This window comes from Streptomyces sp. NPDC003035 (assembly GCF_042888285.1).
Lineage (GTDB): Bacteria > Actinomycetota > Actinomycetes > Streptomycetales > Streptomycetaceae > Streptomyces.
In genome coordinates this window covers 729,243-752,122 of record NZ_JBIAPJ010000003.1, presented here as the reverse complement: position 1 = coordinate 752,122, position 22,880 = coordinate 729,243, and the positions used below count along the sequence as shown (strand labels likewise).

Annotated in this window: 20 protein-coding genes and 1 pseudogene; 12 read left to right on the top strand and 9 right to left on the bottom strand. The window is 72.1% G+C overall.

Features of this window, described 5'->3' with window-relative positions:
* Positions 1 to 83 precede the first annotated feature (83 nt).
* The 3 genes from ACFYV5_RS13010 (at position 84) to ACFYV5_RS13000 (ending at position 2,794) form a co-directional block, all read left to right on the top strand.
* On the top strand, positions 84 to 623 hold the full coding sequence (locus ACFYV5_RS13010) for a Clp protease N-terminal domain-containing protein (RefSeq protein WP_389167757.1): 540 nt from the start codon (positions 84 to 86) through the stop codon (positions 621 to 623).
* A 41-nt stretch (positions 624 to 664) separates the two neighbouring features.
* Entirely contained in the window at positions 665 to 1,651 is a 987-nt protein-coding gene (locus ACFYV5_RS13005) for an EamA family transporter (RefSeq protein ID WP_355110152.1), read from the top strand.
* A 195-nt stretch (positions 1,652 to 1,846) separates the two neighbouring features.
* On the top strand, positions 1,847 to 2,794 hold the full coding sequence (locus ACFYV5_RS13000; protein ID WP_389167890.1) for a DMT family transporter: 948 nt from the start codon (positions 1,847 to 1,849) through the stop codon (positions 2,792 to 2,794).
* Positions 2,795 to 2,858: 64 nt separating this feature from the next.
* Here ACFYV5_RS13000 and ACFYV5_RS12995 read toward each other — a convergent pair whose 3' ends face one another.
* Positions 2,859 to 3,524 (bottom strand): pyridoxamine 5'-phosphate oxidase family protein, encoded by a 666-nt coding sequence (locus ACFYV5_RS12995; RefSeq protein ID WP_355110153.1) that lies wholly within the window; start codon positions 3,522 to 3,524, stop codon positions 2,859 to 2,861.
* 35 nt (positions 3,525 to 3,559) lie between these two features.
* Here ACFYV5_RS12995 and ACFYV5_RS12990 point away from each other — a divergent pair, with 35 nt between their 5' ends.
* Positions 3,560 to 4,891: an aminotransferase class I/II-fold pyridoxal phosphate-dependent enzyme gene (locus ACFYV5_RS12990; protein ID WP_389167753.1), complete on the top strand. Its 1,332-nt coding sequence runs from the start codon at positions 3,560 to 3,562 to the stop codon at positions 4,889 to 4,891.
* 90 nt (positions 4,892 to 4,981) lie between these two features.
* Here the strand turns inward: ACFYV5_RS12990 and ACFYV5_RS12985 are convergent, their stop codons facing one another.
* Positions 4,982 to 5,944 carry a DMT family transporter gene (locus ACFYV5_RS12985; RefSeq protein ID WP_389167887.1) on the bottom strand — a complete coding sequence of 321 codons (963 nt, stop codon included), beginning with the start codon at positions 5,942 to 5,944 and terminating at the stop codon, positions 4,982 to 4,984.
* 74 nt (positions 5,945 to 6,018) lie between these two features.
* On the opposite strand from ACFYV5_RS12985, the gene ACFYV5_RS12980 reads away from it, so the two are divergent.
* Positions 6,019 to 6,924: a LysR family transcriptional regulator gene (locus tag ACFYV5_RS12980; protein ID WP_389167752.1), complete on the top strand. Its 906-nt coding sequence runs from the start codon at positions 6,019 to 6,021 to the stop codon at positions 6,922 to 6,924.
* Positions 6,925 to 7,009: 85 nt separating this feature from the next.
* Here the strand turns inward: ACFYV5_RS12980 and ACFYV5_RS12975 are convergent, their stop codons facing one another.
* On the bottom strand, positions 7,010 to 7,477 hold the full coding sequence (locus ACFYV5_RS12975; protein WP_355110156.1) for a pyridoxamine 5'-phosphate oxidase family protein: 468 nt from the start codon (positions 7,475 to 7,477) through the stop codon (positions 7,010 to 7,012).
* A 112-nt stretch (positions 7,478 to 7,589) separates the two neighbouring features.
* On the opposite strand from ACFYV5_RS12975, the gene ACFYV5_RS12970 reads away from it, so the two are divergent.
* Complete coding sequence (locus ACFYV5_RS12970) at positions 7,590 to 8,249, top strand: cysteine hydrolase (protein ID WP_389167749.1); 660 nt, start codon at positions 7,590 to 7,592, stop codon at positions 8,247 to 8,249.
* A gap of 19 nt (positions 8,250 to 8,268) precedes the next feature.
* Here ACFYV5_RS12970 and ACFYV5_RS12965 read toward each other — a convergent pair whose 3' ends face one another.
* Both ACFYV5_RS12965 and ACFYV5_RS12960 read right to left on the bottom strand, forming a co-directional pair.
* Positions 8,269 to 8,745: a Rieske (2Fe-2S) protein gene (locus ACFYV5_RS12965; RefSeq protein ID WP_389167746.1), complete on the bottom strand. Its 477-nt coding sequence runs from the start codon at positions 8,743 to 8,745 to the stop codon at positions 8,269 to 8,271.
* 41 nt (positions 8,746 to 8,786) lie between these two features.
* Positions 8,787 to 11,144: an alpha-N-acetylglucosaminidase gene (locus ACFYV5_RS12960; protein ID WP_389167743.1), complete on the bottom strand. Its 2,358-nt coding sequence runs from the start codon at positions 11,142 to 11,144 to the stop codon at positions 8,787 to 8,789.
* 248 nt (positions 11,145 to 11,392) lie between these two features.
* On the opposite strand from ACFYV5_RS12960, the gene ACFYV5_RS12955 reads away from it, so the two are divergent.
* The 4 genes and pseudogenes from ACFYV5_RS12955 (at position 11,393) to ACFYV5_RS12940 (ending at position 16,849) form a co-directional block, all read left to right on the top strand.
* Positions 11,393 to 12,700, top strand: a complete 1,308-nt coding sequence (locus ACFYV5_RS12955) for a phytase (protein WP_389167740.1) — start codon at positions 11,393 to 11,395, stop codon at positions 12,698 to 12,700.
* Between the two features lie 433 nt (positions 12,701 to 13,133).
* Positions 13,134 to 14,549, top strand: a complete 1,416-nt coding sequence (locus ACFYV5_RS12950) for a family 2B encapsulin nanocompartment shell protein (protein WP_389167736.1) — start codon at positions 13,134 to 13,136, stop codon at positions 14,547 to 14,549.
* Positions 14,550 to 14,685: 136 nt separating this feature from the next.
* Positions 14,686 to 15,950: pseudogene (locus ACFYV5_RS12945) on the top strand (family 2 encapsulin nanocompartment cargo protein terpene cyclase).
* A gap of 14 nt (positions 15,951 to 15,964) precedes the next feature.
* A complete protein-coding gene (locus ACFYV5_RS12940; protein ID WP_355110163.1) occupies positions 15,965 to 16,849 on the top strand; it encodes a geranyl diphosphate 2-C-methyltransferase in 885 nt (294 codons plus the stop codon).
* Positions 16,850 to 17,071: 222 nt separating this feature from the next.
* Here ACFYV5_RS12940 and ACFYV5_RS12935 read toward each other — a convergent pair whose 3' ends face one another.
* Complete coding sequence (locus tag ACFYV5_RS12935; protein ID WP_389167732.1) at positions 17,072 to 17,785, bottom strand: DUF4232 domain-containing protein; 714 nt, start codon at positions 17,783 to 17,785, stop codon at positions 17,072 to 17,074.
* A 287-nt stretch (positions 17,786 to 18,072) separates the two neighbouring features.
* Here ACFYV5_RS12935 and ACFYV5_RS12930 point away from each other — a divergent pair, with 287 nt between their 5' ends.
* Positions 18,073 to 18,534 (top strand): thermonuclease family protein, encoded by a 462-nt coding sequence (locus tag ACFYV5_RS12930; protein WP_389167729.1) that lies wholly within the window; start codon positions 18,073 to 18,075, stop codon positions 18,532 to 18,534.
* Positions 18,535 to 18,592: 58 nt separating this feature from the next.
* Here ACFYV5_RS12930 and ACFYV5_RS12925 read toward each other — a convergent pair whose 3' ends face one another.
* Complete coding sequence (locus ACFYV5_RS12925; RefSeq protein ID WP_389167726.1) at positions 18,593 to 18,967, bottom strand: PRC-barrel domain-containing protein; 375 nt, start codon at positions 18,965 to 18,967, stop codon at positions 18,593 to 18,595.
* 142 nt (positions 18,968 to 19,109) lie between these two features.
* The gene (locus ACFYV5_RS12920) at positions 19,110 to 20,195 is read right to left on the bottom strand and encodes a DNA alkylation repair protein (protein ID WP_355110166.1); all 1,086 of its coding nucleotides are present in this window, start codon (positions 20,193 to 20,195) and stop codon (positions 19,110 to 19,112) included.
* 249 nt (positions 20,196 to 20,444) lie between these two features.
* Here ACFYV5_RS12920 and ACFYV5_RS12915 point away from each other — a divergent pair, with 249 nt between their 5' ends.
* Positions 20,445 to 21,836, top strand: coding sequence for a hypothetical protein (locus tag ACFYV5_RS12915; protein ID WP_389167723.1), 1,392 nt, complete (start codon positions 20,445 to 20,447; stop codon positions 21,834 to 21,836).
* Between the two features lie 207 nt (positions 21,837 to 22,043).
* Here the strand turns inward: ACFYV5_RS12915 and ACFYV5_RS12910 are convergent, their stop codons facing one another.
* Entirely contained in the window at positions 22,044 to 22,871 is an 828-nt protein-coding gene (locus tag ACFYV5_RS12910) for a class I SAM-dependent methyltransferase (RefSeq protein WP_389167720.1), read from the bottom strand.
* Between the last annotated feature and the right edge of the window lie 9 nt (positions 22,872 to 22,880).

The following is a 22,880-nucleotide window of genomic DNA, read 5'->3' as shown; positions in this document are numbered from 1 at the left end:
TCGTCCGTGCCCAACTCGGGTGGGATGCGCACATGCTTCTCGCCGGGGATGCTCCGGCCGCCCGGGGCTGATGAGGTGGAAGGGTGCATAGTCCCGTCCCTCGCGTGCCCCGGCAGCCCGTGGCCCGCCGCCCGGAGATCCATCTCGGCCGCCTCACCCCCGAACTCGCGACAGTCGTGGCGAGCGCGCGCCGCAGAGCCCTGCGCGACGGGGACCGGCAGATCGACACCGCCCATCTGCTCCACTCCCTCATCGAGTCCGACCCCGCTGTCGGTGCCGCGTTCGACGGCCGGCCACAGCTCGCGCGCGTGCTCGGCTACCTCGTCCAGCGCTCCATCGGCTACGGCCTGCGCTGGCAGGGCTCCGTCGAGGACTCCGGCACCCTGGCCGTCGTACGGGACGCCGATCGGGCGGCGGACGGCTGGTCGCCCGCGGCGGCCGCCGCCATGGGCCGCGCCTGGGAGCGGGCCGCGCTGCGCGGCGATTCCCGCGCGACCGGGCTCGACCTGCTGGCCGTGATGGCCGCGGACCGGGAGTGCCGGGCCGTCGAGGTGCTCGGCCGGGCGGGGGTCGATCCGCTCGTGCTGGCCCACCGGGTCGGCGAGCTGTCTCAACAGGTGTAACGGGGGTTACACGCCTGACGCCGTCCTGTCATGATGGCCCGATGCACGCGTCTCAGGGGAGAAGCGCCGGCCTGGGACTCGCCCTGGCCTCGGCCTTCGCATTCGGTGGTTCAGGTGTGGCGGCGAAGCCGCTCATCGAAGCGGGACTCGACCCGCTCCATGTGGTGTGGCTCCGGGTGGCCGGCGCCGCCCTCGTCATGCTGCCGGTGGCCTGGCGCCACCGCGACCTCCTGCGCCGCAGGCCCGCGCTCCTCGCCGGCTTCGGACTCTTCGCCGTCGCGGGCGTCCAGGCCTTCTACTTCGCCTCGATCTCCCGGATCCCCGTCGGGGTCGCGCTGCTCATCGAGTACCTCGCCCCCGCCCTCGTCCTCGGCTGGGTCCGCTTCGTCCAGCGCCGGCCGGTCACCCGCGCCGCCGCGATCGGCGTCGTCCTCGCCGTCGGCGGCCTGGCGTGTGTGGTGCAGGTCTGGTCGGGGCTCAGCTTCGACCTGATCGGACTGCTGCTCGCGCTCGGCGCCGCCTGCTGCCAGGTCGGATACTTCGTCCTCTCGGACCACGGCGGCGACGAGTCCGACCCGGTCGACCCGCTGGGCGTCATCGCGTACGGGCTGCTCATCGGCGCGCTCGTGCTCACCGTCGTCGCCCGCCCGTGGGGCATGCAGTGGTCCCTGCTCGGCGGCGACGCGGACATGAACGGGACGGGCGTGGCCGCCTGGCTGCTCCTGGGGTGGATCGTGCTGATCGCCACGGTCCTGGCCTACATCACCGGGATCGTCTCCGTGCGGAAGCTCTCCCCGCAGGTGGCCGGTGTCGTCGCCTGTCTGGAAGCCGTGATCGCGACCGTGCTGGCGTGGGTGCTGCTCGGTGAACACCTGGCGGCGCCGCAGATCATCGGTGGCGCGGTGGTCCTGGTCGGCGCGTTCATCGCCCAGTCGTCGACGCCCAAGCCGGCCTCGACGGAGCCGGTGGCCGGGTCCGGGCCGAGCGCACGTGAATCCGAGTTGTCGGCCGGGCGAACCGCCCCGTAAGGTGCCGATCATGCATTCGACCGTACTTCCGCCTCCCGCCGCCTAGGCGCGGGCGGCACTCTCCCTGACGAAGACCGGGCTCGGGCAGTCCCCGAGCGGCTCGTCGCTGCCCGCGTGCGGATTCCAGCGACCACACCACCCCGTCTTCACACGGAGAAGCACGTGTCGAATTCCTCCTCCGCGTCCGCCGCAGCCATGCCTGCCGTCGGGCGGAGCCTCCTCTATCTGATCGTCGCCGGCATCGCCTGGGGCACGGCCGGGGCCGCGGCCTCGCTGGTCTTCCGGGTCAGCGACATGGGCCCGCTGGCCATGTCCTTCTGGCGCTGTGTCGGCGGCCTGGTGCTGCTGCTCGGGGCGCTGGCCTTGCGGCCCGCGCGACCCGCCGCCGAGGTGGCGGAACCGCGCCGGCGACGGCTGATCCGCATCCTCGGTACGGGGGTCGGGCTGACCTTCTTCCAGAGCGCCTACTTCGCCGCCGTCGAGGCCACCGGGCTGGCCGTCGGTACGGTCGTCACGCTGGGCGCGGGCCCTGTACTGATCGCGCTCGGCGCCCGGCTCACCATGGGCGAACGGCTCGGCCGAGGCGGTGCGGCCGCAGTCGTCGGGGCGCTCGCCGGACTCGTCGTCCTCGTCCTGGGCGGAATGCTGAACGGCGGGAGCGGCGAGGTCCGACCGCTGGGCGTGGTCCTCGCGGTGCTCTCGGCGGCCGGATACGCGGCCATCACGCTGCTCACCCGGTGGCTGGGCCGCGACGGCGGTGGCTCCGACGCGCTGTCGACGACGACCTGGGCCTTCGCGATCGGCACGGTGGGGCTGCTGCCGCTGGCGGCCGCCGAGGGCCTGTTCCCGCACACCGAGCAGCATCTGGAGATGCTCGGGCTGCTGGTGTACGTGGCGGCGGTACCGACCGCGCTCGCCTACGCGCTCTACTTCGCGGGGGCGGCGGTGGTCCGGGCGGCGACCGTGTCCGTGATCATGCTGCTCGAGCCGGTGAGCGCGGCGGTGATCGCGGTGGGGATGCTCGGGGAGCGGCTCACCGTCGCCACGGTGCTGGGCACGCTGTTGTTGCTCACGGCGGTGACCGGGCTCGCGTACAGCGAGGCGCGGTCGGCGGCGGTGCGGCGGCGGGAGGCTGTGGCGTAGACGGCCGGGTGCGGGCCGGTGGGGTGCGCCCACCGGCCCGTCCGGCGATCGGCAGTGGCGGGCCTCAGATGACGGAGAGGTAGTCGGGCAGGGCGATGGCCGGGTCGTGGTCGTCGGCCGGGATCGGCGTTCCGTAGGTCTTCCGTACGGGGATCACACCGCTCCAGTACGGGAGGGACACGTCCTCCGGGTCGTCGTTGGGCCCGCCGGTGCGGACCTTCGCGGAGACCTCGTCGAGGTCGAGGCGCAGGACGGCGGTGGCCGCGAGCTCCTTGGCGTTGGCCGGGCGGGAGTCGTAGGAGCGGCCCGGCACGACGTGGTCGACCAGGGCGTCGAGGGCGGTGCGCAGCTCCTCGGGGTCGGTGACCTGGTGGGCGGTGCCGTGGACCACGACCGACCGGTAGTTGATCGAGTGGTGGAACGCGGAGCGGGCCAGGACGAGACCGTCCACGTGCGTCACCGTCAGACAGACCCGCAGGCCGGGAGCCGCGTCGCCACCGCCGCCCGCCATGCGCAGCGGGCGCGAACCGGTGGAGCCGTGGACGTAGAGGCGTTCGCCGATCCGGCCGTAGAGCGTCGGCAGCACGACGGGCGCGCCGTCGCGGACGAAGCCGAGGTGGCAGACGTAGGACTCGTCGAGTATCGAGTGCACCGACGCGCGGTCGTACGAGGCGCGGTCGCGGGAGCGGGTGGGGATGGTCCGCTCGGTCGGCTCGTAGGAATCCGTCATCGCGCTCTCCATTGCACTAGTGCATAATCTCTTTTGTGCTAGGAGAGTATCGGATCGAAGGTCGTCGCGCATCGGAGATCGCCGCCAGCGTCGAACGCGGAGTGGGTGCGGGCGCGCTCGAGCCCGGCCGACTCCTGCCCCCGATGCGGGAGTTGGCGCTCACGCTGGGCGTGAACCCGAACACCGTCGCGGCCGCGTACCGGACCCTGCGGGAGCGCGGGGTCATCGAGACGGACGGTCGGCGCGGCAGCCGGGTGCGGCCCCGGCCCGCCACGACGGCCCGCGGGTCGATCCGGGTGGAGGCGCCACCCGGCGTACGGGACGTCAGCAAGGGCAATCCGGACCCGGCCCTGCTTCCTCCGCTGGGCGCGGCGCTCGCCGAGGCCGCGCGGCGCGAGGCCGAGCGGCCCGGACTGTACGGAGAGGCACCTGTCGACGAGGAGTTCGCCCGGCTCGCTCGGGCCGCGCTGGACGCCGACGGGGTGCCCGACGGGCCGGTCGCGGTCGCGTCGGGCTCCCTCGACGCCATCGAGCGGGTGCTGGCCGTCCATCTCAGGGCGGGGGACGCGGTCGCCGTCGAGGACCCGGGGTGGGGGAGCCTGCTCGACCTCGTGCCGGCGCTCGGACTGCGGCCGGTGCCGGTCGCGGTCGACGACGAGGGGCCGCTGCCGGAGGCGATGGAGCGTGCCCTGCGGGACGGCGCGCGGGCCGTGATCATCACCGATCGCGCGCAGAACCCGACCGGGGCCGCCGTCGGCGCTGCCCGCGCCGACGCCTTGCGACGGGTCCTCGCCGACCACCCGGACGTGCTGCTCGTCGAGGACGACCACGGGCACGGCATCGTGGACCTGCCGCTGCATCCGCTGGCCGGAGTGACCCGCCACTGGGCCTTCGTACGCTCCGCCGCCAAGGCCTACGGGCCGGATCTGCGGATCGCCGCCCTCACCGGCGACTCCGAGACCGTCGACCGGTTCCTCGGCCGTCAGCAGCTCGGCCCCGGCTGGGTCAGCAGGCTGCTGCAGCGTGCGGTGGCGCAGCTGTGGGCGACCGGGGCGGTGGACGCGGCGGTCGTCGCACGCTCCTACGGCCAACGGCGCGACGGGCTCGTCCGCGCGTTGCGGAGGCGGGGCGTCGAGGCGTACGGGCGCAGCGGGATGAACGTATGGGTGCCGGTCTCCGACGAGACGGGCGCGGTGACCCGGCTGCTCGGCGCGGGCTGGGCGGTGGCCCCCGGTGCGCGTTTCCGGCTGGACACAGGGCCCGCCGTCCGGCTGACCGTCTCCGGGCTGACGGTCGCGGACGTCGAGGCCCTGGCCGACGCGGTCGCGGGCGCGGCGGGACCGGCGCCGGCGCGGAGCTACGGCTGAGGGGGCGGGTGCGGCGGGCGGGGCCCTGAACCCGGTCGTATGGAGAGTGGGTTCAGGTGATGATGTGCCGGCCGCCGGCCCCGGTGTGTCCTACGGGTGGCGGGCCACCGCTGTCGCCGGCTGCGGCGCCGGGGCGTTCTTCGGGAAACCGGAGGCGCGGACGGCGATCGTCGTCCCGGCGCGCCGCCCCCGGGTCTGCGTGAGCGCCGCGCCCGCGAGGACGATGACGGCGCCGACCGGGGTGTTCCAGCTGAGCTGCTCGTCCAGGAGGGCGACGCCCGCCGCCGTGGCGATGACCGGGATGAAGTACGTGACCATCGACGCCGTCGTCGGGCCGACCTCGGCCACCACGCCGTACTGCAGCAGCATCGCGTACCCCGTGCCCAGCGCTCCCAGGGCGATGACCGCCAGCAGCGGACCGATCTCGACCGAGGAGGGGAGTGAGGTGAACAGCGGCGTCACCAGGGCCAGTTGCAGCGTCGCCAGGCCGACCTGGGAGCCGGCGAGCGAGAGGTTCGAGGCACCCGCACCGGCCAGCGTGCGGCGGACGTAGATCCAGCCCACCGCGTAACTGAAGGAGGCCAGCAGCGCCATCAGCGTGCCGGTGACGTCGAGCCCGGAGAAGCCCTGCCAGACGCCGAGCACCGTCAGCACGCCGATGAAGCCGATGCCCAGACCCGCCGCGCGCACCCGCGTCGGGCGGTCCTCGGAGAGCGCGACCAGGGAGAGGAGCATGCCCCACAGCGGCGTCGTGGCGTTGCAGATGCCCGCCAGTGTGGAGGGGATCGTCAGCTCCGCGTACGAGAACAGCGAGAACGGCAGGGAGTTGAGGAGGAACGCGGCGACCGTCAGGTGCAGCCAGGTGCGGCGGCCGCGCGGCAGCCGCTCGCGCTTGATCGCCATGGCGACGGCCAGCACCGCCGTACCGAAGAGCAGACGGCCGAAGGTCACCTGGAACGGTGCGAACCCTTCCGTACCGACCTTGATGAAGAAGAAGCTGAAGCCCCAGACAAGGGCCAGTACACCGAAGCGGATCCGCCAGTCGACCATCATGGGATAGAGAGTGACGGCCACGATCTCGTAGAACAAGCGAGATTAAATGAATCCGTTCCCTTAGTATTGCTTACATGTTGAACCTGGAGCGCCTGCGAACCCTCGACGCCGTCGCACGGCACGGCTCTGTCAGCGGAGCGGCCGACGGGCTGCACGTCACCACCTCGGCCGTTTCGCAGCAGCTGTCCAAGCTGGAGCGGGAGATCGGCCAGCAGCTGCTCGCCAAGAACGGACGGGGCGTACGGCTCACCGACGCCGGGCTGCTCCTCGCCGAGCACGCGGCGCGCATCCTCTCCCAGGTCGAGCTCGCCCAGGCGGACATCGAGGCGCAGCGCGGCCAGGTCGTGGGCGAGGTCCGGATCGCGGCCTTCCCCACGGCCGCGCGCGGACTGCTGCCCGGCGCCCTCGGCGCCCTGCGCTCCGCCCATCCCGAGCTGCGGGTGCGGACCACCGAACTGGAGCCGGAGCAGGGCATCCGTGAGGTACTGCGCGGCGATGCCGACCTCGCGATCGTCCTGGACTGGAGCAACAAGCGAGCCCCGGTGCCGGGCGGTCTTGAGCGGGCCCATCTCCTCGACGACGCGGCGGACGTCGCCATGCCTGCCGACCACCCGCTGGCCGCGCGCGAGGAGGTGGACCTCGTGGACTTCGGTGACGAGGAGTGGGTCTCCTGGCCGGAGGGCGAGTTCTGCCACGACTGGCTCATGTTCACCCTGCGCTCACAGGGTATCGAGCCGCGCATCGCCCATCTCGCGGCGGAGCACCACACCCAACTCGCCCTGGTGGCCGCCGGATTCGGTGTGTGCGTCACGCCGAGGCTCGGTCGCGGGCCGACCCCGGACGGGATCGCGTTCACGCCCGTGCGGCAGCGGATGCGCCGGCACATCTACGCGACCTGGCGCACCGACGCCGACCGGCGGCCGTCGATCCGGGCGGCGGTCGAGGCGCTCCAGGGCGTGGGGGAGGCCGTGGGCATCTGACGGGCGGGGCTCAGTGGAGCTGAGAGCGGTGCCGACGCGGCCCCTGGGGTGGGCGCGGCCCCGGGGGAGTGCCGGGCGGGGGCTCTCAGAGAGCCGCCAGCTTGCGGAAGTCCCAGGACGCCACGGCGTCGGGCGTGAGCTTCAGCCAGGCGTGCCGGCCGTCGTGCGGCATCGTGTCCAGGCCGAAGTTCTTGGCGGCGAAGAGCCGTTCGGGGACGTCGAGTTCGGGGCAGGGCTCACCGGTGCGCGGGGCTTCGCCGACGAAGACCGCCGTGCCCGACAGCTCGGCGCCGCGCAGCTCTCCGTACTCCTCGCCGTCGTCGACCACCACCGCGATCCGGGGGTCGGCGCGGAGCTCCGCCCAGCGGCGGCTCCGAGTGATCGAGTAGAGCCAGAGCGAGGTTCCGTCCCAGGCGAACCAGAGCGCGCCGACATGCGGGCGGCCGTCGGCCGAGACGGTCGCGACCCGGCAGGTGCGCTGCTCGGTCAGGAAGGTGTCCAGTTCGGCCGGGGTCATCATGATCCGGCGTCCGCGGCGCTGTGTGACGGTCATCGCCCGCCCCCTTCTATGATTCTGATGAGGTGTCAGAAATCATGGGGCCTCTTCCCTCCTGGAGCAAGGGTGGCTAACCTCGCCCGCCCGGAGTGCGGAGCCGAGGGGGACCATGAACAGCGCCAAGCAGTGGGCACAGCTCCAGGAGCAGCTCGAACCGGCCGGTACGGTCCTGCTCACCGTCGAATGCCAGGAGGGCGTCGTCGGCCGGAACGGCGCGTTGCCCGAACTCGCCGCCGCCGCCCGCTCGTCCGGCGTCCTGCGGAACGTCGCCCGGCTGGTCGCGGCGGCGCACGAGGCCGATGTGCAGGTGGTGCACGCGGTCGCCGAGCGCAGGCCGGACGGCCGCGGCGCCAACAGCAACGCCCGGCTGTTCCGGGCCGCCGCCCGGCTCCCCGTACAGCAGCACAGCGGCAGCACGGCGGTACGGATCGCCGCGCCCATCGAGGTCGCGGACCAGGACCTGGTGGTACGACGCCTGCACGGTCTCTCGCCGCTCGCCGGGACCGACGTCGACCCGCTGCTGCGCAACCTCGGCTGCCGCACCCTCGTCGTCACCGGCGTCTCCGCCAACGTGGCCGTCCCCAACGCCGTCTTCGACGCGGTCAACCTGGGCTACACCGTGGTCGTGCCGAGCGACGCCATCGCGGGGGTGCCGGCCGACTACACCCCCGCGATGATCCGCCACACACTCGCGCTCGTCTCCACCATCGCCACCACCGAGGAGGTGCTGGGCTGCTGGAAGAGCCCGCGGCGCGTCACGCGAGCCTGAACCCGCTGCTATGACTCCGTCACGCGAGCGTGATCGAGTCCCCGTCGACCTTGATCGGGGTCGGCGGCAGCGGAGCGGTGGCGGGGCCGCCCTTCACACTGCCGTCCGAGGCGTCGAACAGGCTCTGGTGACACGGGCAGGTGATGACCCCGTCGGCGACCCGGCTGACGGCGCACCCCTGGTGCGTGCACTTCGACGAGAACGCCTTGAACTCACCGGCCGCCGGCTGGGTGATCACCACCCCCTGATCGGCCAGCACCTTGCCGCCGCCCACCGGGATGTCCGCGGTCCTCGCCAAGGGCTCGCCCGACTCGTCCGGCGCGCCCGGATCCGCCGAGCCGCCCGTCGTGCCGCCTGTCGTGCCGCCCGTCGTGCCGCCTGTCGAGGCGTCACCGCCCGCCTTGTCGTTCGTACCGCCGCCACAGGCGGTCAGCACCGCCACGAAGCCCGCGCCACTCGCCGCCGAGACCACTGTCCGGCGTGCCACTCCACTCATGAGCTCCCCTTGTCTTCCCGTCCCGTCCGGGCGATCACCTGTCAGGATCCAGTACGCGCGAGCACCCCGAAACGTTCAGCCGCGGACGAGGTCGCCAGGGCTTCCCGTACCTCCTGCGCCAGGGCGACGGGGTCGCCGGCCGGAGTCGTCGGATAGGGCGCGTGACCGCGTGCCCAGGCATCGTCCCGCGCGAACCAGTCGACGGCGACCGGATCCGTACCGTTCACCAGCGCGCTGTCGAGACCGGCGAAGTACGCGGCCCAGCGCGGCGCGTAGACGTCCCGTACCAGCCCCGCCCATTCACGGTTGGCGTAGTCGCGCAGGCCGCCCGCCTCACTCGGACCCCGGCCGCCCCAGGTGGTCAGGATCGACCGGGCGTCGTACTCCAGCCGGTCGCGTTCGGCGGGATCGGCCCCCCAGGACCGGGCGTCGGCGAGCCACGGACCGAGCAGGAAGCGCCGGTCGGAGCCGACCAGCCGCCCGAGCAGCTCCAGGTCGGCGTTCCACTCGCGCACCAGCGTCCGGAAACCCTCCAGGTCCTTGGCCTCGTACGCCGCCCGGATACGCGGGAGCAGGACGCGGGCCCGGTTGGTGAGCGCCTGTCGCGCCACGTCCACGAGGTCGAAACGGTACGCGTCCGTGGTCCGCAGGGCGGGAGCCACCTGGAGCAACTGCGCGAGCGCGCGCTCCACCGTGGCCGCGTCGTAGCGCATGGCGGTCGGGCTCCATCGCGCGGCCCTCGACGCCGTCAGACTCGGGCGCGCGGCGAAGAGGCTGTCCTGCGGCTCGCTCCACGTACCGGAGGGTGTGCTGTACGGCCCGAGGCGCAGCTGCTCCCAGGCGGCGGCCGCGTGCGGGTCCGCACCGCCGTAGCGCCGGGCCGCGTACGCGGCGAACCACGCCCGCTGGTCGATCGGGCCCGGCTCCCAGGCGAGTTCGGTGAACAGGTCGAACGCGGCCGGGTTCCCGCCGGTGCCCTCCGGGAGGTACGCGATGCCGCGCAGCGCGCTGTCGGACGCGGTCAGCCACGTACGGAAGCGGCCGGCCCACACGCCGGTGTTGGCGCCCAGGCTGGTGTGACCGCCGAAGTTGGCGATCGAGCCGAAGGCGTAGGGCGCACCGCTCCACTGCGCCTCGCGGTCGAGGTTGTCGTAGCGGTCGGCGAGACCGTCGAGGATCAGCACCCGGCCGCGGTCCACGCCGCTCAGGAGAGTCGCGGTCGGGTTCTTCTGCCAGCCGAGCATGACCCAGGTGGCGCCGGGACGCGCGGTCTCCAGGGCGCGCTGGACCGCCCCGGCCGCCCCGGCGACGTCGACCGGACCGGGGGCGCCGCCCTCGTGCAGCAGGTCCATCTTGAACATGTCGCTCTCGCCGAACCGCTGCTGCTGGACCCGGTAGTAGGCGGCCGCGAGCCGGTCGAAGACCGGGCCGGTGGGATCGAGCCAGTCGGGCCGGTCGAAGCCCACCCATGTGCCTTGGGGGACGGTGACGGCGCCCGGGTTCCGGGCGGCGAAGTCCGGGGGCACCGTGCCGAAGAAGCCCGGCAGCACGGGCGTCATGCCCAGCGAGCGCAGATGGCCGGCGATCCGGCTTCCCAGTGCCGCGCGGGCTTCGATCAGCTGCTCGGAGACCGGCCCGGCGAAGCCCGAGATGTTCTGGAGGAGCCACCAGCCCTGATGGGCCGGGCCGGGAATCCAGTCGCGCAATTCGGCGGCGCTGTAGCCGAACTGCTGGAACGTCCGGTAGTAGGTGTACTCGGCCCCCGTCGGGACGAAGACCTCGTTCACGCCGTGCAGCGCCATCAGATCGATCTCGTGGCGGTAGGTGGCGAAGTCGCGGTACGGGCCGGAGTAGCCCTCGTCGGTGTCGTTGAGGGCGTACCGGTGGGGCACGGTCGCCGACCGGGTGAGGGTGCCGGGGACCGGGGGCAGCGTGGCGGGCAGCCGGCCGAGGCTGTCGCCGGGCCAGCCGATGTCGACGCCGGCGACCCGTTCCAGGTACCAGCCCACCCCGGTGAGCAACGTGGCCGGCGAGGTGCCCCGTACCTGGATCGCCCCCGCCGTGCCGGAGACGGAGAAGTAGTCGCCGGAGGCGGGCTCCTCGACCGGGACCAGGGTGAACTGCGCGGCTCGGGAGCCCAGGAGACGTTCCAGGCTCGCGCGGGCGGGCGCGGGATCGAAGAGGGGTCCGGAGGCCGTGTGTCCGGCGGCCGTGTGCTCGGCAGCCATGTGCCTGGCGGCCATCTGCTCGGCGGCCATGTGTCCGGCGGCGATGTGCCTGGCGGCCATGTGCTCGGAGGCCATGGAGGGGACGGGCCCCGGCAGCCACAGAGTGCCGGTCGCCGCCAGCACCAGGGCGGCCAGCGCCCGGCGACATCGAAGGACCAGGTGCTTGCCCATCTGGCTCCCTGCTCGGAGTGGTCGACGCGTGCTGCGATCACTGTCCGCCGACGGGCGCTGCCGCGGCCGCAGGCAGAGCCGGGGCCCGGGCGGCGCTCATCCTTGCGGGTGCATGGGGCGAGTCTCCGGCCCGTTCACCGTATGGTCACGGGGGAAAGCGGTTACCGGTCGCCCTGCGGCTGCCGTGCCGACACGAACGACCCTCACCATCACGCGAGTTCGCCCTTTTCCCGTACGGAGGAGTTCCCGTGACCACCCCCCGAACAGTCCAGTCGATCGTGCTGGCCGTGACCACGGCCCTCGCGGTGGCCGCGATCGCCGTGCCGGCCGACGCGCACAGTCGGACGTCCGCCGACGCGCTGCCCGCCGTGACGCCTCGCGCGGAGACGCCGACGCTGCACGACGACGAAGCGGGCGGCAACGCCGACGCGGACGACCCCGCGATCTGGCGCAACACGGCCGATCCCGGCCGCAGCCTGGTCGTCGCGACGGCCAAGGAGGGCGGACTGCGCGTCTACGACCTGGACGCCCGGCCGGTGCAGTCGATAGCCGCGCCGCCGGCCCGGGGCGCCGACGACGCCCCCGGCCGGTTCAACAACGTGGACCTCGTCCAGGGCCTGCGCCTCTCCTCCGGGCGGGCCGACCTGGCCGTCGTGAGCGACCGCGGCCACGACCGGCTGCGCTTCTACCGCATCGACCGCGACGGCGCGGGCGGCCCGCTCACCGACGTCACGGACCCTGCCGCGCCGGCCGTCTTCTCCAGGGACCAGGCCGAGATCAACGACCAGCGGACCGCCTACGGCCTGGCCACCTGGACCGACGCGGCGACCGGCCGCTCCTACGCCCTGGTCAGCCGTCGCGAGCGGACCAGCATCGCCCTGCTGGAGCTCCTCCCCGCCGCGGGCGGCAAGGTGACGTACCGCAAGGTCCGCACCCTGGACCTGGCCTCCACGTTCCGGCTGCCCGACGGCACGTCCTGGTCGCCCTGCGCCGAGCCCGGTGAGCTGCCGCAGGTCGAGGGGATGGTCGTCGACCCGGCCGACGGCACGCTCTACGCGGGCCAGGAGGACGTCGGCATCTGGCGGCTGCGCGCCGACCTGACCGGCACGCCGAAGCTGATCGACAAGGTGCGCGAGTACGGAGTCCCCGGCGTCTACGACGAGCAGACCGAGGAATGCGAGCCGGGCGCCGACCCGGGCTACGGCGGTTCCAGGATCGCCGCCGACGTCGAGGGCCTGACGCTGCTGACCGAGCCGGACGGCGACGGATACCTCCTCGCATCGAGCCAGGGCGACAACACCTTCGCCGCCTACGACCGTGAGGTGGAGGACGCCAACGAGTACGAGGGCGGCTTCCGGGTCGCCGCCGGCGGCTCCCTGGACGGCTCCGAGGAGTGCGACGGGGCCGCGCTCCTGAACGCGCCCCTCGGCTCCAGGTACCCGAACGGTCTCCTCGTCGTCCAGGACGGCGACGACGCGCCCGGCGACGGCGACCGCGCCTCGACGAACTTCAAGTTCGTCGACCTCGGCACCGTGGTGGACGCCCTCGACGAGTGACCCCGACGGTTCACCGAACGGCGCGCCCCGGACCTGTCCGGGGCGCGCCGTTCGCCTTTGCCCCCACCACGTCGCAACCGGTACGTGCGGTGGCGGTCCGCTCTCCGGGCACCGCCCTTGGCCGAATTCGACCCTCAACGGTTCGGCGGGTCGGCGGGTACGTGGCAGACGCGGCGCGGGTCACCGCGCCGTATGCCGAGGTGGGGTCTCGACCGGGTGGCTCGAATGCCGTCGGTCGTCCGGATAAACGCCACACCGAGCAAGATCACTGCTTCGGGTGTCGCCCACGGCCGCATCGGGCGAGCCGAGCGTGACAGCCGTTACTGTTCCCGGGAATCTGGACCAATTCCCTGCGTTTGACCTCTACTTCCTCTTTCACCCGGTTGCCACCGCGTGCGCCGATTATCACCCTTGAGAAGGAGAGTCCCGCCCGATGACCGTTGAGACCAGTCCGGAAGCGCAGGAGCTGGAGCCGCCCCGGCAATCCAGCCTGAGCACCGCGGCAGCCCGCAACCTCGCCACCACCACCAAGTCCGCCCCGCAGATGCAGGAGATCACCGATCGGTGGCTGCTGCGGATGCTCCCCTGGGTGGAGACCAAGGGCGGCGCCTACCGGGTGAACCGCCGGCTGAGCTACACCGTCGGCGACGGGCGCATCGACTTCGTCCAGGACGGTGCCGACGTCCGGGTGATCCCCCGGGAACTCGGCGAACTGGCCCTGCTGCGCGGCTTCGACGACCTCGAGGTGCTGACCGCGATCGCCGGACGGTGCGTCCAGCGCGACTTCCGGGCCGGCGAGGTGCTGGTCGAGCGCGGGACCCCCGCCGGGGAGATTCATCTGATCGCCCACGGCCGGATCAGCCAGAGCTCCGTCGGCAAGTACGGCGACGAGGTCAGCGTCGCCGTACTCGCCGACGGTGACCGGTTCGGGGAGAACGCCCTTCTGGACGCGGATGCCCGATGGGACTACACCGCGACCGCCGAGACGGCCGGCACCCTGCTCACCCTCTCCCGCGCCGACTTCGCCGCCGTGCAGTCCACGGCGCCGAGCCTCCAGGAGCACATCCGCGCGTTCAGCTCCCTTCCCCTGCAACGCCAGAACCGGCACGGCGAGGCCGAGATCGCGATGTCGGCCGGCCATGTCGGCGAGGTCGCGCTGCCCGGGGCCTTCGTCGACTACGAGCTCAAGCCGCGCGAGTACGAACTCTCCGTCGCGCAGACCGTTCTGAAGGTCCACAGCCGCGTCGCCGACCTCTTCAACGGGCCGATGAACCAGACCGCGGAGCAGCTCAGGCTCACCATCGAGGCGCTGCGCGAGCGCCAGGAGTACGAGCTGATCAACAACCGCGAGTTCGGTCTGCTCCACAACGCCGACTTCAAGCAGCGGATCCAGCCCCACTCGGGCCCGCCCACCCCGGACGACCTCGACGAGCTGCTCTGCCGCCGTCGCGGTACGAAGCTCTTCCTCGCCCATCCCAGGACGATCGCGGCGATCGGGCGCGAGCTCAACGCCCGCGGGATCTACCCGGACCAGCTCGACCTCGACGGGCAGCGGGTGCAGGCCTGGCGCGGGGTCCCGATCCTGCCCTGCGACAAGATCCCGATCACCGAGGAGCAGACCAGCTCGATCCTCGCCATGCGCGTCGGCGAGGACAACCAGGGCGTCATCGGTCTGCGTCAGACCGGCCTGCCGGAGGAGTACGAGCCGGGCCTGTCCGTGCGCTTCATGGGCGTCGACGAGCAGGCGATCATCTCGTACCTGGTCACCACGTACTACTCCGCCGCCATCCTGGTGCCCAACGCGCTCGGTGTGCTGGAGAACGTACAGATCGCCCGCAGGCGCGACTAGAGGATCCGTCCGCCCCCCACCACAGCCCGGATCCGATCTTCCCGGGCCGGGCGAGCATGCCCGGCTCCGCGACACCCCCCCCACCTCATCAAGGAGTCACGGATGCCCGAACCCGGGCTTTCCCCTCTGCAGTCGAATCTGCCCGAGGCCGCGGCCCGCTTCGGCGAAGCCGTCGTCGGCGCCCTGCCCGGCCTGCCCGGCCTGCCCGGCCTGCCGACACTGCCCTCCCTCTCCGTGTCCGCGCCGACGCCCGACGACGGGCCGGGAGGCGCGGTGATCGCCGCCGGAGCGAGCGGACCGAGCGGACCGAGCCCGGCCCTGGAACGGGTCCTGCGCGGCCCCAGCGGTCTGGGCACGGCGGGCCTGCAACTGACCCTCCGCGAGGAGCCGCCGACGCCTCCGGCGCCCGAGGCGCCGACGGAGGGCAGGCCGATCCCCGGCCTGTACCACCACCCGGTGCCGGAACCCGACCCGGCGCGCGTGGAGGAGGTGAGCCGCAGGATCAAGACCTGGGCGCTGGACGAGGTCGACCTGTACCCGGAGGAGTGGGAGGGCGAGTTCGACGGCTTCTCCGTCGGGCGCTACATGGTCGCCTGCCATCCGGACGCTCCGACCATCGACCACCTGATGGTCGCCACGCGGCTGATGGTCGCCGAGAACGCGGTCGACGACTGCTACTGCGAGGACCACGGGGGTTCGCCCGTCGGCCTCGGGGGACGCCTTCTTCTGGCGCACACCGCCCTCGACCACCTCCACGCGACGAAGGAGTACGAACCGCAGTGGGCGGAGTCGCTCCACGCGGACGCCCCGCGGCGCGCCTACCGCTCCGCGATGGAGTACTTCGTCCAGCAGTCCACCGCCTCCCAGGCGGACCGGTTCCGGCACGACATGGCACGCCTCCACCTCGGGTACCTCGCCGAGGCCGCCTGGGCACAGACGGACCACACGCCCGAGGTCTGGGAGTACCTGGCGATGCGCCAGTTCAACAACTTCCGGCCCTGCCCCACCATCACCGACACCGTCGGCGGATACGAACTGCCCGCGGATCTGCATGCCCAGCCCGCCATGCAGCGGGTCATCGCGCTCGCCGGAAACGCGACCACCATCGTCAACGACCTGTACTCGTACACCAAGGAACTCGCCGCCCCCGGCCGGCACCTGAACCTGCCCGTGGTGATCGCCGAACGCGAGGACCTCTCGGAACGAGACGCCTACCTGAAGGCCGTCGACGTCCACAACGACCTCATGCACGACTTCGAAGCCGCGGCCGCCGACCTGGCCGCCGCCTGCCCCGTCCCGAGCCTGCAGCGCTTCCTGCGGGGAGTGGCCGCGTGGGTCGACGGCAACCACTACTGGCACCAGACCAACACCTACCGCTACAGCCTGCCCGATTTCTGGTAAGAACGGAATCATCTGTGACCAGCACCGAGTTCACCACCGTCAACGGCACCTCCGCGTTCGTCCCGGCACCGGCGACGCCCTACCAGAGCGACATCGCGCGCTACTGGAACGACGAGGCACGGCCCGTGAACCTGCGCCTCGGCGACGTCGACGGGCTCTACCACCACCACTACGGCATCGGCGACGTCGACCACGCCGCCCTCGGGGACACCGAGGACAGCGCGTACGAGAAGAAGCTGATCGCAGAGCTCCACCGCCTCGAGTCGGCGCAGGCGGACGTCCTCATGGACCACCTCGGCTCCATCGGGCGTGACGACACGCTCGTGGACGCCGGGTGCGGCCGGGGCGGCTCGATGGTCATGGCTCACCAGCGCTTCGGATGCAAGGTCGAGGGTGTCACCCTCTCGGCCAAGCAGGCCGACTTCGCCAACCAGCGCGCCCAGGAACTCGGCATCGACGACCACGTCCGCGCCCAGGTGTGCAACATGCTCGACATGCCCTTCGAGACGGGGCAGGCAGCGGGCTCGTGGAACAACGAGTCGAGCATGTACGTCGACCTGCACGACCTCTTCGCCGAGCACTCGCGGATCCTCGAGGTCGGCGGCCGGTACGTGACCATCACCGGCTGCTGGAACCCGCGTTACGGCCAGCCCTCGAAGTGGGTCTCCCAGATCAACGCGCACTTCGAGTGCAACATCCACTCCCGCCGGGAGTACCTGCGGGCCATGGCGGACAACCGTCTCGTACCGCAGGCCGTCATCGACCTGACGCCCGCGACGCTGCCCTACTGGGAGCTGCGGGCCACGTCCTCCCTGGTGACCGGCATCGAAGAGGCGTTCATCAACTCCTACAAGGACGGTTCCTTCCAGTACGTCCTGATCGCGGCCGACCGCGTCTGACCCACGGGGTCGACCGACCGCCGACCGCCGCTCCCTCGGGTCGGCTGCCGGCGGTCGTCCTCGTTCACGGCCCGGTGCCGTACGTGTCGTCCAGGAAGCCGGACAACGCACGGGCCCTCGCCGCGGCAGGGGCCGATCAGTGGCGGCGGTCGATTGGAGGCTGGTCGCCGGGCGGCTGAGCCTGACCGACGCGCGCGCGGTCGTCGGGCCCGCCGGGGTTCCTCACTTCGACATGATGAAGTCCAGGGCGTAGCCCGAAGCGGTCGTCCAGTAGGTGACGAGCTGGCCGTCGTCCGCGTACAGCGTCTTGACGGGCAGCGGGACGTCCATCGGCTTGCTCGCGTTGCTGCCGGGCGTGCGGCCCTGGAGGCGGAGCGACACGGTGTGCGCCTCGTACTCGTCCCTCGCGCCACCGCTGACGAGCAGCGCGGCGTAGGCCTCCTTGCCCGGGGCGAGGGTGACGGGCTTCCCCGGGTCCGGGTCGCTGTCCTTGATCACGGGGACCGTGGTCCGGGCGTCGGCACCGAGCCGTACGAGGGGGTAGTGGTAGAGGTCGCACTTCTCGTCACCGGCGTTCTGGACGGTGATGAGGAGGTGCCTGGCCTCCTTGCTGTCCGCCGGCTCCTTCACGGCGGAGACCGCGAGGTCGGCCGCGGCGCAGGCGGCGACGGGGCCGCTGCCGCCGTTCCCGCCGGGGGTGCCGGACGTGCCACCCGGCTTCGGCGAAGCCGTCCCACCGGGCTTCGACGGCGCCGTCTCGACCGGCTTCGCCGAGTTCGTCGCGCTCGACCGGCCCGAGGGCCTGGTCGCGTCCGAACCGCCGGCCGTGTCCGACCGGCACGCCGTGGACCCGAGCAGGGCGGCGACCACCGCGGCCCCGATGGCGTACTTCCAGCCCCTCGGGCTCTTGCGGTGCGTGCAGGCAGCACTCTTCATGGTGATTCCCCCGTGGTCGGCCGTACCCGGCCGCTGTCGACTCTCGCTTGCGGGGAGAGTCTCACCGGAAAGGGACCTCGACACGCCTGCCCTGCGGCTCTGTTACCGATGAGGGACAGGGAAGAGGCGGTTCCGTGAGGGGACCCCGCTCAGCGCGGTCGCGTGAGCACGGAGCCGATGGTGTACTGAGAGTGAGGAACCCCCGTCGAAAGGGGTGGGACATGCGCTCTTCATCCCGTAACTCTTCACCCCGTAAGTCAGGTGCCGTACTGGCCTCGGTCACCGCGTTGCTGAGTCTCGGCCTCGTCGCTCCGGCCGTCCCCGCACAGGCCGCCCCGCCCGGCCCCATCGTCCTCAGGGTCATCGACGGCGACACCCTGGAGGTGCGTGGCACGGGCAGGGTCGTTCCCGCCGGCGACGTCGCACGCGTGCGCCTGCTGGAGATCGACACCCCGGAGCGCGGAGCCTGCTACAGCCGCCAGGCCACGGCCCGGACCGCCGAGCTGCTGCCGCCGGGCAGCACGCTGCGGACGGAGATCGACGTCGAGCTGAAGGACCGCTACGGCCGCTACCTGCTCTACGTGTGGAACGAGCAGGGCGTCTTCGTCAACGAGTCCCTGGTGCGCAGCGGTCACGCGAAAAGCGTGCTGTTCGAGCCCAACGACAAGCACTGGAAGACGATGAGCGAGGCAGAGGCCGATGCCCGGAAGGCCGGCGCCGGTCTGTGGTCGGCGTGTCCGACGGCCTGACGGACGAGGCGGTTCCCGCGCCTCGGTGCGGGAACCGCCTCGTCGTGTCGGCCGAACGTCAGAGGGGGCTCGGCCCGCCCCCGAACGGCCCGCCCGTCCGGTAATACACGGCGATCTCCTCCCGGTACTGCTGATCCGCGAGGTGCTTGTCGGAGTGGAACTCCGGTGCGTCCTTGATCTGTTCCTTGGTCAGGTCGACGTGGACCGTGTGCTCCTCCAGGTCGACCCGCGTCACCGTGCTCGCCGGGAGCAGTACTTCCTTGCCGAAGATCCATACCCCGGTATCGACGACCAGATAGGCGTCACCGACGTCCGCGGAGTGCTTGTCGACCTTCCCGATGTGCCCGTCGGTCGCCTCGACCCTCCATCCGGCCAGGTTCGTGCCCACCGGATAACCGGACGTCGCCCCGTAGGTCCACGCGTTCTCCGTCATGCCGATCACTCCTCCGTTCTCGGATGTCTGCTCGAGACCCGTCACTCCACGTCGCCTCGAGCGGGTAGCGGCGGTGTTCCCGCCGCGACCTCAGGAGGACCGCCTGCCCCGACGACCGGGACCCACACCCGCCCGGTCGCCCTCAGCAGTGCAGCGTGAACGCGGCTTCCCCGTGGGACCGGCCGTTGACGTGGAGCCGCACCAGATGGACCCCCGGGTGGTAGCGCCGCGTGCTGATCGGCTTGAAGGAATGTCTGCGTGTCGCGCGCCAGGTCTCGCCGGGAGCCAGGGACCGCGTGGCGAGCTTGAAGACCTTGGGGGTCCGGGTCCCGTTGGCCTTCATGTGGAGGACGACGTAGTCGATGACGAGGTGAGCGGCCTGGTCGTGCGTGTTGGTCACCGCGTAGTCGAACAGCAGATGGTCGCCGACCCGGATCTCCGACGCGTGGACATGCGGGCCTTCGACGGCGACGGGAGTGTCCGGGGAGTGGCCGAGCAGCGTGAGGGCCCCGGCGTGGCCGGACTTGATCAGGGTCCGCAGGCCGTGCCGGACCACCCGGGTCGTCGTCGGTGCCGGGTCGTTCAGCCAGCGCGCCGCGACACCGGCGGCGATGTCGGGGTGGTCCCGGCTGATGTCGTTGAGGTGGTTGGCCACGGATCTGCGGACGTACTCGGAGTCGTCCCGGTACAGCGCGTCGAGCAACGGCAGTGCGGGCGTCGGATCCGCTATCAGCTCCGGGAGCCGGGGCGCCCACGGGAGTCTCGGCCGTGTGCCCTCACTGACCAGGCGGCGGACATGGGGGTCGGGGTGCGCGGTCCACGGCGTCATGACCTGGAGCGCGCGTTCCAGGTCGGTACGGAGGAAGGGCCGGACGGCGCTCTCCGCGGTCAGGCGCGGGGTGAGTTCCGCCAGCAGGGCGAGGGCGGGCTCGAAGGCGTCCCGGCCCCGCACGGCGACGGCCTCGGTGACAGGGAAGATCATCCAACCGGTGAAATCGCTGTCCCGCAGTGCGGCGCGCAACACGTCGGCGAAGGCCGGGTAGTCCGCCGGAAGATCGGCCAGGACGGCGTTCCTGATCAGGGTGACGCGCTCGGTGAAGCTCAGCCCGTCCAGGGCGGCGCCGCACCCCCGGGTCTGCCGCGCCGTGATCTCGTCACCGGCTCGCGTGAGGCATCGGGCGAGGTCCGCGACGGTGGCCGCGCTGAGTAGTTCGTCTGCCGAGGGCACAGCGTCATTCTCCTTGGTCTCGGGGCGAGCAGGTCCGGCCGGGTGATCATCCCCGCCACGACGCCTGCACGCGACCGGCCATCGCCTCGAACGCTCAGCGCGTTGTCACCCCCGGACCGGAAAGCTTGGCTGGAAAGAGCTCTGCGCGGTGGGGCGGAGGAGCGTGACGGGCAGACTGGCCGGGAATGCCTGGAGGAGCGAGCGGAGGGCGTGGGGGATGGGTATACGGGGGCGCGTGGCGGTGGTTCGGTGACGGCGTATCACATCAAGTATCTGCCGACCGGGACTCTGCCCGGAGAGGGTGTCGGCATCTGGTCGGTGACCGGGGACGGTGTCGTCTCCCGGTCCGTGACCCGAGGCGGCGTCGCCACCTGGGCTGTGGCCGACGCCGAACGGTGGCGGAAGGCGGCGGTCCCGACCGTTCTCGCCCCGGCCGTGGGCGGCTGGGTCCTGGCCGCCCTGGTGGCGGCGGCGTACGTCCTGCTGTTCGGGCTCTCGTCCGCGTCCGCGGCTTGGCACAGCGGGCACGGGGAGGGGACGGACTGGCTGAGGTATCCGGGACTGATCCTGCTGACCGCCCTGCCGTTCTGGTATCGGTACGTTCCGGTCGCGGCCATACCGGCGGCTGTGTTCGTCGCTGTGGAAGCGGTTCTGACTCTGGCCCGGCCCGGCGACGTGGACCGTCCGGCGAGGGCCGGTTGGTTGATCGTCCTCGCCGCCTGCGCCGTCGCGTTCACAGGAGGCTGTCTGCGGCTGCGGGCCCGACGCCGACAGCGGGCCCTGGCCCTCGCCGCCGCGGGAGAGCGCCGCTTCCCGTTGCCCGAAGGCACCCCGGAATCGGACGGCCACCGCGGACACCAGCAGGTCTACCTCGGGCTGGTGCTCTGCCTGGTCGCCCCAGCCATCCTCGCCGACGGCCTGTTCGGTGAACCGACCGCGTCCGGCGTTGCCTACGACGCCGTCGGGCAGCAGGGCGTCGCTCTGGTGCTCCTGGTGGCCGGTACGACCTTCTACGGCTGGGGCCAGCTCGCCTACCGGGCGGCCCGGCGGTTGCACGAGGAGCCCCAGCCGGCCCTGATCGTGGGCGTGCGCGCCGGGGCGGACGGGCGCCATTGGGTGTGCGCGGACGCCCGCACCCGCTCGTCCGCCCCCTTGATCGCGTACGTTCCCCGCGAGAGCGACACCCGCGCCAGGACACGGCTCCTGGGCAGCGGCTCGGTGTACGGAGTGGGGAACGGACACCACGACATCGACCCTCGGCACGAGCCCTTCGAAGCGGTCCTGTACGGCACCCTCGCGGAGGGCGACGAAGTCGCCCTCGAATACGCCTGTGCCGAATACCACCGCCACCAGGGGATGGGGCGGATGTACGCGACCGTCACCACGGCCCCGCTCCGCCCGGACCGCCGCCACGGGCTGGGCCCGTGGGAACCGGCGGACGGCCCTGCCCGACAGCGCGCGCGGCTCCGCGAGGCCCAGGAGGAAGCGGAGCGCTACCGGGAGGAACAGCGCAAGGCGGAGGAGCGCCGCAGGAACGTACCGCGCGGCTCGTCGACCCGGGAACGCCGGAGCGACTCCGGCAACCGGCACACCGGGGCCGGCTGCGGCTCCAGTTGCGGGTCGAGCTGCGGCGGCGACTGACCCCGACAGCCGTCAGCAGCCCGCCGACGCGTACTTCGGGAAGGTGCCGCGTGGTTCGCCGAGCGGCACCCGGCCGGCCCGGACGCGGCCGCTGACATAGTCGAAGGCCCCGACCCCAGCAACGGCGACCCGGGGCGGCACGTCCGTTCCGGCTTCTCTCCAGTGGGGCGCCGCGAGTTTCTCGCGGCGCCCCACGTGGTTGCTGTCCTACGGAAGCCGGAACAGGTTGAGCCGGTATTCCTCCACCTGGGGCAGCCATTGCTCGGCAAGACCGGCGAGCATCTCCTGGTAGGCGGCGGGAAGAGGATCGTGCACACGCGGGGGCAGAGCGGACAGCGTGTGGGAGGCGAGCAGCTCGGTCCCCGGACACCACCCTGTGACGACGTCCGGGCCGGCACAGGACCAGCGCATACGGGCGTCCACCTTGCTGAGGGCGTCATGCCGGTCCTGGTCGTCCACGATGGCCGGACCCGCGGTGTCCAGGGCGAGCCACGACCCGGGGAAGCGTTCGGCGAGCATGCCGACGACGGCGCGGACATCGGTCTCGTCCAGGAAGGGCAGCACGGCCTCGGCACTGAAGAAGTACGGGCCGTCGGCGTCGGCCGCCACCGTCTCCGTCCACGCGCTGTCGGTCACGGACGCGGCGATCATCGTCCGGCGCGGGGTGTCGGTGAAGAACGAACGCCGCACGTCGACCACGTCGGGAAGATCGAGCTCGAACCAGCGCGCCCTTCCGTTGTCGACACGCTCGTAGCGCGTGTTGAGACCGGTACCGATCTCGACCACCGTGCCGGCCGGGTGGGTGGTGAGGAAGTCCCGCACCCACCTGTCGAACAGGACTGTCCGAAGGACCGTGCCCGCGAGGCTCGGCAGACCGTCGAAGCGTCCGAAGTCGTACGGCAGCGCCGCCACGATCTCCTCGGCCCGCGCGTCGCGCAGCGCGGCGTCCTCCTTACGGTGTTCCACCGCCCGTCCGTAGAGCGGAATGAGCAGTGTCTCCTGGACCGCGCCCAGGAAGGGACCGTGCGTCGTCACTCTTGCCTC

Coding starts and splice junctions, on each gene's coding strand:
- ACFYV5_RS13005 (WP_355110152.1), top strand. CDS start 665: ATGCACGCGTCTCAGGGGAGAAGCGCCGGCCTGGGACTCGCCCTGGCC.
- ACFYV5_RS13000 (WP_389167890.1), top strand. CDS start 1,847: ATGCCTGCCGTCGGGCGGAGCCTCCTCTATCTGATCGTCGCCGGCATC.
- ACFYV5_RS12995 (WP_355110153.1), bottom strand. CDS start 3,524: ATGACGGATTCCTACGAGCCGACCGAGCGGACCATCCCCACCCGCTCC.
- ACFYV5_RS12985 (WP_389167887.1), bottom strand. CDS start 5,944: ATGATGGTCGACTGGCGGATCCGCTTCGGTGTACTGGCCCTTGTCTGG.
- ACFYV5_RS12980 (WP_389167752.1), top strand. CDS start 6,019: ATGTTGAACCTGGAGCGCCTGCGAACCCTCGACGCCGTCGCACGGCAC.
- ACFYV5_RS12975 (WP_355110156.1), bottom strand. CDS start 7,477: ATGACCGTCACACAGCGCCGCGGACGCCGGATCATGATGACCCCGGCC.
- ACFYV5_RS12970 (WP_389167749.1), top strand. CDS start 7,590: ATGAACAGCGCCAAGCAGTGGGCACAGCTCCAGGAGCAGCTCGAACCG.
- ACFYV5_RS12965 (WP_389167746.1), bottom strand. CDS start 8,745: ATGAGTGGAGTGGCACGCCGGACAGTGGTCTCGGCGGCGAGTGGCGCG.
- ACFYV5_RS12960 (WP_389167743.1), bottom strand. CDS start 11,144: ATGGGCAAGCACCTGGTCCTTCGATGTCGCCGGGCGCTGGCCGCCCTG.
- ACFYV5_RS12950 (WP_389167736.1), top strand. CDS start 13,134: ATGACCGTTGAGACCAGTCCGGAAGCGCAGGAGCTGGAGCCGCCCCGG.
- ACFYV5_RS12935 (WP_389167732.1), bottom strand. CDS start 17,785: ATGAAGAGTGCTGCCTGCACGCACCGCAAGAGCCCGAGGGGCTGGAAG.
- ACFYV5_RS12925 (WP_389167726.1), bottom strand. CDS start 18,967: ATGACGGAGAACGCGTGGACCTACGGGGCGACGTCCGGTTATCCGGTG.